The organism is Vibrio sp. Makdt (assembly GCF_027587015.1).
GTDB lineage: Bacteria > Pseudomonadota > Gammaproteobacteria > Enterobacterales > Vibrionaceae > Vibrio > Vibrio chagasii_B.
In genome coordinates this window covers 54,682-64,404 of the sequence record NZ_JAPPTH010000029.1, presented here as the reverse complement: position 1 = coordinate 64,404, position 9,723 = coordinate 54,682, and the positions used below count along the sequence as shown (strand labels likewise).

The following is a 9,723-nucleotide window of genomic DNA, read 5'->3' as shown; positions in this document are numbered from 1 at the left end:
TTAATAGCAGAGACTCCTGGCTTTTTGTGTTTTGATGTGAGTGTGAGGTACTTGTTTAATCTTCACCCACAAACACATACATATCACCACGGCAGCGGTTGATACTGTGCTTCTATCTAACCCATAAACCAAGACACGAAAATCAACGCGCCAAAACCGAATGTCGCCATTAGTGCGGTGTCGCCACCCGCAGCTGTGTAGCTGCCCTCGGTTTGTAGGTGAGGGAAGTCAGGTCTACGAACTTTAACTACCATTGCGAGTGGTCCCCAGATAGCTAGGAACACTAACACCATACCTGCATAGTCGAGCATGCTGACGAATTGGCTAGCAAACAACTCAGCCAATACCAAAGGCAACACAAAGGTCAGAGCGTAAGCCATTAGCTTGTTGTTGGTTACCGCGTCTTTGTTTTGGTCATACAGCGCCATGGACACGCCGAGGAAAGAAGTCACCAATGCCAGTGCAGAGAACAGAGCAATCACTACTTTTAACCAAGCAGATTGTCCGCTAAACGCAGAGATCAGTTCTGAAATGTTGTGGAACTGGCTGATCGCGTCTGTACCAAGGTTACCGATAATCGCGAACAACCAAGTGAGGTAGCACACGAGCGGAATCACTGAACCTAACAGAATCATATTGCGGATCTGCTTTTGAGTCGCTTCACGGTTGTAGATAACCAGTGACGGGATCACCACCATAGAGGCAAAGCTGGTAAAGATAACCGCGCTGTATTGCACCACATCATTGGCCGTGTATTGGCTAGTTTGAGTGAGGTAATCAAGACGGATATTGCTAAACAGAGAAGCGATAACAATAAATAGCATCACCACCATCATGATGAATAGGCCACGGTTCAACTTATCGATATAAGACTTACCCGCTACCACAATCACACCCATAAATAGGCTGAAAACGGTATAAGCAGCAGATGCAGAGATGTTTACGCCAACATCGAGCAGTAGCTTACGGATGATGTCACCCACGCCCAAGATATAAGCGATCAGCATGCATACTAGCAGTAGGTAAAAGAGTGCATTGATAAAGTGTTTTCCTTTGCTGCCCAGAGTGAGGTAAGCAACACTGCTCATGCCACTGTTATCTTTGGTTTTGGTACACGCTTCTGCCAATAGGAGAGCTGAGTATGTGGTGCCGATAAAGATAAGTAGCATCAGCACTGAGCTGATCATGAAGCCAAATTGAGCCAACACCATAGGAATAGCAAGCATGCCAGCCCCTAATGCAGTTCCTGAAAGAATCAAAGAACTGCCGAATAATTTCATATTCAAAAAAGCAACCTCTAAGTATCCAATTAGTTTTTAGTTGGATTGTAAATATTTGTTGCCAAGCCTAACAAATTACTCAGTAAAGTTAGGGGTTAAATTCTAATTATTTTTGAATTTTTCTAAAAAATTTAAGCAGGAATTTATGGTGGGTATGAGTGGTTGATTTAAGTATTCATTCGGTGATTTTATTTATCGTTCTGATAACTTTTGTAAATTGCTCGCCGATTAATAGGCAGCGGTTTATAGCTGAAAAATCGGTATCTTAATCTCAGCAGAATTGAGTCGAAACCTTGCTTATTGCGTGAATTCTTGGCTGTAGCCTTTTCCACATACTGACGGTTTGTCTTAAATGGAAAGATCCGTTGTCGTAGATGCCACTCGGTAGTTTGGCGTTTCGCTCTTATTATCCTCACACCAATTATGTGAGGGTCTTATGTATCGTTTTCTGTTTTGTAGTTTCGCACTTGTTCTCTTGTATCCAACGGCGATTGATTTGTATTTGGTTGGCTTGCCTCAAATCGCGGCTGATCTAAATGCCTCGGAGGCGCAGCTACATGTGGCGTTTTCTATCTATCTTGCGGGCATGGCAACTACTATGCTGTTCGCAGGTAAATTTGCCGACAAGGTAGGAAGAAAGCCTGTCGCGATTTTCGGTGCGATTGTCTTTGCTATCTCTTCAATGTTCGGTGGCATTGTGACTAGTGCGGAACCGTTTCTAGCGGTGCGCTTTTTCCAAGGTGTTGGCGCGGGTTCATGTTATGTGGTGGCATTCGCCATACTCCGAGATGTGTTAGACGATCAAAAACGCGCTAAGGTGTTGTCGATGATGAATGGCATTACCTGCATCGTACCAGTGCTTGCGCCGGTGGTCGGTCACTTAATCATGACGGTATACCCTTGGCCGAGTCTGTTCACGACTATGGCAAGTATGGGGGTAGTCGTGTGTTTGTTGTCGGTGTTAGTGCTAAGAGAAACCAAGCCGAATAGCGTAGGCTCGAAAGTCACAAAAGCTTCTGTGTCTCAATCAACTTCAACCGAAACTTTTAAGGAGCCCTTGTTTATCAGCCGAGTGATCATGACCAGCTTGGGCGTGACGGCGATTCTGACTTACGTGAATGTGTCTCCAATGCTGATAATGACTGAGCTTGGTTTCGACCGTGGTCAATACTCATATACCATGGCTCTCACTGCATTAGTCAGTATGCTGGTGTCTTTCTCCGCGCCGTTTGCCTTGAATGTGTTTAAACAAAAAAGCCTCATGCTGACATCTCAAACGTGCTTTGTGATTGCAGCTATCTTGTTGCTTGCATCGATTGATGGTGGGCTAGGGCATTGTGTAACCCTGCTAGGCTTTGCTTTTGTGTGTGGTGGCTTCTCGTTAGGTTTTGGTGTCGCGATGAGCCAAGCATTGAGCTGTTATTCACAACGAGCAGGCGTTGCGAGTTCAATATTGGGCGTTTCTCAGGTGTGCACGTCGGCACTGTTTATCTGGTTGATGGGCGTGATCGGGCTAAGTGCATTGAATATGTTGGTATTTATACTGGCTGCTGGTGGAGTTATCAGTATTGCTCTAATACTATGGGTAGGTCCTTCCCAAGTGAAAAGTGATTATGAAGAAGCCACTAGCCCGTCTTGATCTCAACCTGTTGTTCACTCTGCAATTGCTGCTGCAAGAGCAGAGTGTCTCAAAAGCTGCCAAAAAGCTTAACGTTACGCCCTCAACGGTGAGTAAATCACTGACTAAGCTTAGAGACTGGTTTGATGATCCTCTGTTTGTAAAAACGCCAAGAGGTTTAACGCCGACACCACTTGCGCTAAGTATGGTGAAAGATCTTCAAGACTGGCTGCAGATTGGTAGCCAAATTCTCACGACTCGTGGTGATGATGCGCCCAAAGATGTGCGATTGAATCTAGAGGCGGAATCCCCGCTGTCACTGATTATGCTCAATGAGCTGACGCAAAGCGTGTATCAACGCTATCCGAATGCGAAGATCAAAATGCGTAACTGGGATTATGACTCGATAGACTCTATTGTTCGTGGCGAATCTGATATTGGCTTTTCAGGGCGAGAAAGCCATCCGCGCTCGAAAGAGTCTCTAGACGCGCTGCCATACTTCATCGATTTCGAGGTTTTGTTTCACGACATGCCAGTGGTGTATCTCAGAAAAGATCATCCTGCCTTACAGGAAGAGTGGAACCTTGAGGCTTTTCTCAAATACCCTCATATCAATATCGTGTGGGAAAAAAGCGAAACCTGGGCGCTGGATGAAGTGTTAACCGATCTACAACTGGACCGAAACATTGCTCTAACTCTTGCAGGCTTTGAGCAGTCTCTGTTTATGGTGGCTCAATCAAATCACTCTATGACGACGGTTGCGCCCAACTACTGCCGACGTTACGCAGAGCAACTTCACCCCAACCTAACCTGCTTACCTATTCCGTTAGACGAAGAACATGCCAATAAATTGCTAATTCCTTTCACTATGATTTGGCATAAACGCAATGCCTATAATCCGCTCGTTTTATGGCTAAAAGACACACTCAGATCGCTTTACCAGTTTGAAGGAAAACAGGTAAAAGACGTGAAAAGTGTCTAAAATTCTGTTGACCTGACTACAGCTTCATAGTTTATCTTTGCTACCGAAATGAAAGGGGAAGTGCATGTATCGTATCTCTGAACTGGCCGAATTAGTTGGGCTGAGTCGTTCTACATTGTTGTACTACGGCAAGCTAGGTTTGATTGAAGCTCAACGTCAGAGTAATGGCTATCGTCTTTATTCTGAAAAGGACCTACAACGCGTTCGCTTGTTACAGCAATTACAGGAGGGTGGGTTGACGCTTAAAGAGTGCCAAGCCTGTTTAGATGCAAAGATCGAACGCAGCTTGCTGGAAAATAGACTCAAGCAGTTAGATGAAGAGCTACTGCAAAAACAGCGTTCACGAGATCTATTAGCAGCAATGCTAGGCGAAAGCGGATTAGAAGAGTGGCATGAGTCGATGGATAAGCTTGCGCCAGATGCACACCTCGATTGGTTAATTAAGCAGGGCTTTGATGAGAAACAGGCTCTGCGATTGAAGTGGTTATCGAAAGACATGAATGAACATGAACAATATATGGCGGATTTCGGCGCCATCTTTGAGGGACTAGAACGTTTAGGACCCGGAACGAATGAGGATACGCTTACTGCGCTTTCCCACGTTCCGGAAGTACCGAAGCGCGTCCTTGAAATTGGTTGTGGTAAAGGTATTGCAACCTCCGTATTAACGAACGCGATGAAAAAACATCAGGCTGAAGTGCAGGTCACTGCGGTAGATAATGATCAGCCGTGTTTGGATATTCTAAACCAGCAAGCACTAGAACTTGGTCTCGACAGCAACATCAAAACGGTATGTGCAAGCATGATGGATTTACCGTTTGAAGCTAAGTCATTCGACTTAATCTGGTCAGAGGGTAGCGCTTACATCATGGGTGTCCAGAAGGCACTTAAGCAGTGGCGAAAGTTACTTGCCGATGATGGCATATTAGTCGTGAATGATTTGGTCTGGAACACCGAGAATCCTAGCGAATCAGCCGAAGTGTTCTGGCAGAAAGAGTACCCAGATATGACGACGGTTTCTGAGCGCATTAAACAGGCAAAAGCAGCGGGTTATCAAGTCCTGAATGACTTTGCGATGAGTTATGCCGGTTGGCTTGCCTACTATCAGCCCTTGCAAAAGCAAGTTGAAGCTCTGAAAGCGACGATGCCAAACTCAAAAGCGCTCGCAGATTGCGACAATGAAATTAAACAATTCTTCAATAACAGCGAACTTGTGGAAGGCTCTCAAGGCTCTGTGAAGCGTGATTTTGATTATCACTTTTTTGTGTTGAAGAAAGTACAGTAAGTGAAGAGCACTATGAAATTTAGACAGCATGATTCAAGCGAGATCAAAACGATCACTCAACTTTTTACTCAAACCTTTACTGATTCAGAAGGTGAGAACGAAGGTAAAACAGTGGGTAAGCTTGCCAACGATCTTTTAACGACCACAGCTCCAACAAAGCTACTTTGCTTTGTCGCGGAAGATGATACTCGTGAGTCCGATACGGATAGTACGATTGTTGGTGCGATTATCTTTACTCCGCTTTCATTTGACGATGAAACCAAGGCGTATTTACTTTCACCAGTAGCGGTGAGCACACAGCTTCAAAAGCGTGGTATTGGCCAACAGCTGATTAACTTCGGCTTAGAGACTCTAAAAGAGCAGGGTGTCGAGCTTGCAGTGACGTATGGTGATCCTAGTTATTATTCAAGGGTGGGCTTTGAGCAAATCACTGTTGAACAAATCCCTGCGCCATTTGAGTTGAGCTACTCTCACGGTTGGATCGCTCAATCGCTGACTGGCGGTGAAATCAAAGTGGCGAGCGAACAGTCTAGCTGTGTTGAAGCTTTGGCTCACGCTGAGTACTGGTAGTAATTCAAAAATAAAATCTTAAATGAATGAAAGCCCATCAGGTTCACTTGATGGGCTTTTGCTTTTAATCAATCAGACAAACTCGCAATTGCGCAAATTTAAACCGTCTGCCCTCCTTTAGAATTTCTCACATCTTGTTATTTTGAACGAATGTTCAAATAAGTACTTGAACGATCGTTCTGGTTTGATCTATATTGTTTTCACGCCAGCGGAGAATAGCCACAAATTACTTCGTGAAGGAATACACTTAGAATCAGATTTGATAGGAATAGAACGATGAGCAAATTCAAAATTCACTCAGTAGAATCAGCACCAGAACAAAGCCAACCTATTCTTGAAGGTGCGAAAAAGCAGATGGGTCGAGTTCCGGGTTTATTTGGTGTGTTAGCGGAATCACCGAATACACTCAAGGCTTATACTCAGCTTCATCAAGCGTTTAGCGATTCATCTTTCGATGCAGAAGAGCTGACAGTGGTTTGGCAAACTATTAACGTTGAACACGAATGTCACTACTGCGTCCCAGCTCATACTGGTATTGCACACTCAATGAAGGTTGATCCGGCAATTACTGAAGCACTGCGTAATCGCACGGCACTTCCAACAGAAAAACTGCAAGCTCTGCACGACTTCACGCTAAGCATGGTTCGTAATCGCGGCAATGTGCCTGCAGATGAAATGGAAGCATTCTTCGCTGCAGGTTATGGACAACAACAAGTGCTAGAAGTGATTCTTGGCCTTTCACAGAAAGTGATCAGTAACTACGTAAACCACGTTGCTGAAACGCCAGTAGACAAAGTATTTGAGCAGTTCGCTTGGCAAGGTTAATCGCTTTTAATTAAGCCGGGAATGATAATGATGAAGGCCCCGCTCAGTTGAGCGGGGCTTTGTTATGTTCAGGGTCTAGCCTGTTTTGGTGGAGCAGTTAACGTGTATGTTTGGCGATCAACTTCGCCAGCGTCGCGACTCCTTCTTTCCAGTCCTTGTTCTCTTCAATGTTCGCGACAGTAAAGCGCAGGCAATGTTTGTATTGGTCGTGGGTGCCAAACACAGTGCCGGGTAAGATACCTAACTTATGCTTCAAACAATCTTGGTAGACGGCATAGCTGTCGAGTGATTCGGGGAGCGTTATCCAGTTTATAAATGCTCCCTCAGGTTTGGAAAGATGGTAGCGTCCTACAAGATGAGGGTAGCTATCTAAGGCTTGAATCAAAAGGCTTTGAAATTGCTTTTGGTTGGTTTGATAGAGTCGCTTCATCTTAGATAAATGATTGCGATATTTGCCAGTGGTGAGAAACTGGCCGACCGCTGATTGCATCAGGTTGGAGCTACCCATGTTGTCACACAGTAGGTACTTTTCGATTAAAGGTTGATAGCGACCGGAAAGCAGCCAGCCAACACGCAAGCGAGAGTCCAAAGTCTTGGATAGAGAGTTCACGTAGATCACTCGTTCTTGGTCATCCAGTTCTTTCAAGCTCGCAATCGGAGCATCAAACGCCAAACTCCCGAACACGTCATCTTCAATAATCGGCAAAGATCCGGTTATCTCTAATAATGCTTTTCGGTTGGCAAGTGGCATTCTAGATCCTGTCGGGTTGGTAAAGTTTGGTGTCAGCAGCAGCGTTTTCACTTCCCATTTATCTAAGGCATTTTGTAGTGCTTGAATATCGATTCCATGGCTCACACTGCTTGGTATTTCAAGTGCTTGTAAGCCTAGTGATTCCAATAGGAGTAAGTTACCAAAGTAGCATGGAGACTCAACTACAACGATATCGCCCGGTTTGGTTAATGCGCGCAGTGCTAAACTGATCGCTTGCTGCGCGCCGTGAGTGATCGCAATCTCTTTCGATCCTGCAGGTACGCCCAGATCATGGGTGATCTTTAACAATTGTTTTACTAATTGTTCGTCGCCGGGCGGCAGTTGGTAATAGCCAGGAAGTTGAGTCTGCAAGCGGCTGTGGCGACCAATTTCAGCGTACAGACTACGAATGGCGGGGTTGTTAATGTTTGGGTGAGCAGAGCCTGCTTGTAACTTTAAACGCCCACTGGGGCGGGAGAGTACAGATTTAGTGACAGATAAAAGGTCAACTTTTTGCGGCTGGCTCGGTGCATCCCAACTTGTGGTGTTGGGGGCTTTAACGCGATAACCCGACTTGGGAACGGAATATACCCAGCCCGTCGCTTCCAACTCTTGATAGGCACGAATCACGGTGTTTTTGCTTACACCCAGTTGCTCGCTTAGTTGTCGGATTGAGGGTAAGCGATCGTCAGGATGAAAGAGCCCCTTATCGATCTGAGTCTTAATATGTTGCTCGGTGACGAGATATTTATTACCGCTGACTTCTACTTCCACACTGCACTCCCTTCAACTGATTCTCAATCTGTAACCATTTAAAGTGTTATATCTGTATCTTTATTAGTTATCTGTACCCAACTAAGGTAACAGCATTGATGAAGAGTTGACCAGAGGTTTGTAATGCTGATTAAAATGATTCCGTTTGTGTTTGTAATATTGTGGTCGTCAGGCTTTGTTGGCGCTCGTCTTGGTGTGGAATACGCTGAACCCGCGACGTTACTTTCACTTAGGATGGTAGCCAACGTAGCGCTGTTCTTGGTCTTGATTGCAATCCTTAAACGTCGTATCCCTCGTGGTCGAGCATTCTTCCATGCGTGTGTGGTTGGGATATTGATTCATGGTTTTTACCTCGGTGGTACCTATCTGGCGATTGATATGGGGATGCCTGCAGGTTTGAGCTCTTTATTGGTGGGTCTGCAACCTATTCTTACCGCGCTGATCATGGTCAGCTGCACCTCACAGCGTTTTAACTTTGCGCAATGGCTTGGTTTAGCGCTTGGCTTTGCGGGCATTAGCTTGGTGTTAATGGGTAATATTGAATGGCAATCGGATGACCAAAAAGGCTTGGCGACACTGTTATGCTTAGTGTCACTGGTAGGTATTACTTGCGGCACTTTATATCAAAAGCGTTTCTGTAAGGGGACAGACATGGTGGGCGGTGCAATGGTGCAATACTTGGCTTCTGCAGCGTTGTTCCTGCCTTTTGCGATGCGCTACGAAACCATGCAAGTGAACTGGACGGTAGAATTTACGTTAACGCTGATTTGGCTGGTGGTCGTTCTATCTTGTGTCGCAATATTGTTGTTACTTTACATGGTGGAGAATGGGGCGTCTTCAAGTGTCGCATCGGTGTTTTATCTCGTACCGCCGACAACCGCAATTCAAGCGTGGCTTATCTTCGGCGAGTCGTTCGACATCTATGGCGCAATGGGTTTTGCGTTGTCAGCCACTGCGGTTTATCTGGTGGTGAAGAAGCCCGAATTGATTAGGTTCCGAAGACAAGCAGCTTTAAACCGTTAAAAATAAAAAGAGCCTGAATATTCAGGCTCTTTCTCTATCAATAACTTTCTAGCGACTATCGATTAGCGCTTCATCAAGCATGCGTAAGCCGTTGTAAACGGTGCTTCTTGGTATTGTTTTAGGCCAGTCTCTTTGAACTTCATCATTAGAGGGTTACGCTTCAGGCTTTCTTTGATGTCTGCTGGAGAAACTACTTCAACGTTTAGGCCGTCGATCAATTGGATCGCTGCTTCTAGTTTGAAGCCGAAGCCACCGCCAGCAAATTTGCCTTTAGTTTGGCGTTGGCGAATCACTACTTTTTCTACTTGGTAATCTTCCATTAACTTTGCAAAAGAGAATTGAAAGTCTTTCATATTCTGTGTGTCGTTAGCGTCGCTGATAGAAACCTTAGAAACTCGGCAATCAGGAATGTTAAATACACCATCTGACAGAGAAAGAAGACAGATGACTGCATCGTTACCTTTGATTTCAACACCACAAATTTTCATGTTCTTACCTACTTATTTTAGAGCCCTATATTATGGTGTTATTTCTAACACTTCTCCAGTATTTGCGTGTATCCGTCGAAAATAAGTCTAAATCAGAGAATATCTTAGCGGCGAAAAGTTAACCTTT

9 protein-coding genes are annotated in these 9,723 nt (G+C 45.0%); 6 read left to right on the top strand and 3 right to left on the bottom strand.

Annotated features, from left to right (window positions below; translation table 11 throughout):
- Positions 1-116: 116 nt before the first annotated feature.
- The gene (locus OH460_RS23960; protein WP_269999784.1) at positions 117-1,280 is read right to left on the bottom strand and encodes an amino acid permease; all 1,164 of its coding nucleotides are present in this window, start codon (positions 1,278-1,280) and stop codon (positions 117-119) included.
- A gap of 436 nt (positions 1,281-1,716) precedes the next feature.
- Between OH460_RS23960 and OH460_RS23955 the strand changes: the two genes are divergently transcribed.
- The 5 genes from OH460_RS23955 (at position 1,717) to OH460_RS23935 (ending at position 6,560) form a co-directional block, all read left to right on the top strand.
- Positions 1,717-2,919 (top strand): MFS transporter, encoded by a 1,203-nt coding sequence (locus OH460_RS23955; protein ID WP_269999783.1) that lies wholly within the window; start codon positions 1,717-1,719, stop codon positions 2,917-2,919.
- Entirely contained in the window at positions 2,894-3,880 is a 987-nt protein-coding gene (yidZ, locus tag OH460_RS23950; RefSeq protein WP_269999782.1) for an HTH-type transcriptional regulator YidZ, read from the top strand. The genes OH460_RS23955 and yidZ overlap by 26 nt, the downstream gene beginning before the upstream one ends.
- A gap of 64 nt (positions 3,881-3,944) precedes the next feature.
- A complete protein-coding gene (locus tag OH460_RS23945; protein WP_269999781.1) occupies positions 3,945-5,165 on the top strand; it encodes a MerR family transcriptional regulator in 1,221 nt (406 codons plus the stop codon).
- Positions 5,166-5,735: a GNAT family N-acetyltransferase gene (locus tag OH460_RS23940; RefSeq protein WP_269999780.1), complete on the top strand. Its 570-nt coding sequence runs from the start codon at positions 5,166-5,168 to the stop codon at positions 5,733-5,735.
- A gap of 276 nt (positions 5,736-6,011) precedes the next feature.
- Positions 6,012-6,560: a carboxymuconolactone decarboxylase family protein gene (locus OH460_RS23935; RefSeq protein WP_171367427.1), complete on the top strand. Its 549-nt coding sequence runs from the start codon at positions 6,012-6,014 to the stop codon at positions 6,558-6,560.
- A gap of 97 nt (positions 6,561-6,657) precedes the next feature.
- Here OH460_RS23935 and OH460_RS23930 read toward each other — a convergent pair whose 3' ends face one another.
- Positions 6,658-8,085 (bottom strand): aminotransferase-like domain-containing protein, encoded by a 1,428-nt coding sequence (locus OH460_RS23930; RefSeq protein ID WP_269999779.1) that lies wholly within the window; start codon positions 8,083-8,085, stop codon positions 6,658-6,660.
- Between the two features lie 123 nt (positions 8,086-8,208).
- Here OH460_RS23930 and OH460_RS23925 point away from each other — a divergent pair, with 123 nt between their 5' ends.
- The gene (locus OH460_RS23925) at positions 8,209-9,108 is read left to right on the top strand and encodes a DMT family transporter (protein ID WP_102425236.1); all 900 of its coding nucleotides are present in this window, start codon (positions 8,209-8,211) and stop codon (positions 9,106-9,108) included.
- 62 nt (positions 9,109-9,170) lie between these two features.
- On the opposite strand, the gene OH460_RS23920 is transcribed toward OH460_RS23925, so the two are convergent.
- Positions 9,171-9,596 (bottom strand): DUF3010 family protein, encoded by a 426-nt coding sequence (locus tag OH460_RS23920; RefSeq protein ID WP_004741147.1) that lies wholly within the window; start codon positions 9,594-9,596, stop codon positions 9,171-9,173.
- Between the last annotated feature and the right edge of the window lie 127 nt (positions 9,597-9,723).

Excerpts from the sequence above, each read along its gene's own strand:
- OH460_RS23920 (WP_004741147.1), bottom strand. The coding sequence starts at position 9,596 with ATGAAAATTTGTGGTGTTGAAATCAAAGGTAACGATGCAGTCATCTGT.
- yidZ (WP_269999782.1), top strand. The coding sequence starts at position 2,894 with ATGAAGAAGCCACTAGCCCGTCTTGATCTCAACCTGTTGTTCACTCTG.
- OH460_RS23960 (WP_269999784.1), bottom strand. The coding sequence starts at position 1,280 with ATGAAATTATTCGGCAGTTCTTTGATTCTTTCAGGAACTGCATTAGGG.
- OH460_RS23945 (WP_269999781.1), top strand. The coding sequence starts at position 3,945 with ATGTATCGTATCTCTGAACTGGCCGAATTAGTTGGGCTGAGTCGTTCT.
- OH460_RS23935 (WP_171367427.1), top strand. The coding sequence starts at position 6,012 with ATGAGCAAATTCAAAATTCACTCAGTAGAATCAGCACCAGAACAAAGC.
- OH460_RS23955 (WP_269999783.1), top strand. The coding sequence starts at position 1,717 with ATGTATCGTTTTCTGTTTTGTAGTTTCGCACTTGTTCTCTTGTATCCA.
- OH460_RS23925 (WP_102425236.1), top strand. The coding sequence starts at position 8,209 with ATGCTGATTAAAATGATTCCGTTTGTGTTTGTAATATTGTGGTCGTCA.